Genomic DNA, 1325 nt, shown 5'->3' with positions numbered 1-1325 from the left:
CTGTTTTGATTTGTGTGAAAATTATTGTTGACTTATGTGCAATTAGAGAACCTAAGTCACTTTAGCTATAATTCAGAATTGAGAGCTTTTAATAACTCTCTAACTCCCACTTAGGTCTTGGTGCAAAATTGAGAGAATCTATATAGCTTTTCTGTAACATTTCAATTCCTGCCCATCCAACCATTATTGCATTATCTGTACATAGGTTGTTGGGAGGAAAAAATATGTTTAAGTTTATGTGTTGTTTTAATTTTTCTCTCAAGAAATTATTTGCTGCAACTCCGCCGGTAATGACAAAGTCATTGATTTTGATATTTAAAGATTCGGCCATAATAATCGCATTGCTAACCCTGTCCAGCAGTATGTCACTAATACACTCTTGAAACGAAGCGCATACATCACACACATCTTGCTCGCTCATTTTAAGTTCTTGCACTAAGTTTTTTACTGCTGTTTTAATTCCAGAAAACGAAAAGTTACATCCAGAACGTTTTATCATTGCCCTTGGCAATTTAAATCTTGCACCATTGCCTTTTTTAGCTAACTTTTCAATTAATGGCCCTCCGGGATAGCTTAAACCCAGCATCTTAGCAACTTTATCAAATGCTTCTCCTAGTGAATCATCGAGCGTTTCTCCAAGTTTAATGTATTTACCTACATCCTGTGCAATTAAAAATTGACAGTGACCACCTGATATTAGTAGGACTAAAAATGGAAATTTTACCTCATGCAGTAACCTAATAACCAATGCATGCGCTTCTAAGTGATTCACTGCAATGAACGGTTTTTGTGCTACATGCGCAATTGCTTTAGCCATCATTGTACCAACTATTAATCCACCTATGAGTCCTGGTCCTGATGTTGCTGCAATTGCATTGAGGTCACAAAAGTTAAGGTTAGATTTTTCCACGGCGCTTTTTATTAGACCACTTAAATGCTTCATATGAGCACGTGAAGCTATTTCAGGGATCACCCCACCACGTTTTTTGTGTTCTGCTTGGGAGAGAATTTCGTGAGCAAGGACTTGCTTGTCACTATTTACAATCGCTACTGCAGTTTCGTCGCAGCTTGTTTCAACAGCTAAAATGGTTTTCATGTATATTTAGTTACTGTATTACCAAAACTATACTTTGAAACGCTGTAGAAGTTAACTGCAAAGTTAACTTCTATAGCTAAAAGATTTACCGACAACCGTCATTCCGCTACGTGTTGGCTGATGAGATACCGCGCACAACTGTACGAACATTCATTCTTAAAGGTAAACTGCACAGCAAATGGTGTCATTCCAGTGCTTGACACTGGAATGGCTTTGTTGCATCGCTAGC

At 37.7% G+C, this 1325-nt stretch carries 1 protein-coding gene; it reads right to left on the bottom strand.

The window, feature by feature from the left end; translation table 11 throughout:
• Nucleotides 1-88: 88 nt before the first annotated feature.
• On the bottom strand, nucleotides 89-1096 hold the full coding sequence (gene tsaD / locus OZD61_RS05705; RefSeq protein ID WP_065095013.1) for a tRNA (adenosine(37)-N6)-threonylcarbamoyltransferase complex transferase subunit TsaD: 1008 nt from the start codon (nucleotides 1094-1096) through the stop codon (nucleotides 89-91).
• Between the last annotated feature and the right edge of the window lie 229 nt (nucleotides 1097-1325).

It is taken from the genome of Wolbachia endosymbiont of Drosophila bocki (genome assembly GCF_028982005.1).
Lineage (GTDB): Bacteria > Pseudomonadota > Alphaproteobacteria > Rickettsiales > Anaplasmataceae > Wolbachia > Wolbachia pipientis.
This window is presented reverse-complemented; position numbering and strand designations above follow the sequence as displayed.

Coding starts and splice junctions, on each gene's coding strand:
- tsaD (WP_065095013.1), bottom strand. CDS start 1,096: ATGAAAACCATTTTAGCTGTTGAAACAAGCTGCGACGAAACTGCAGTA.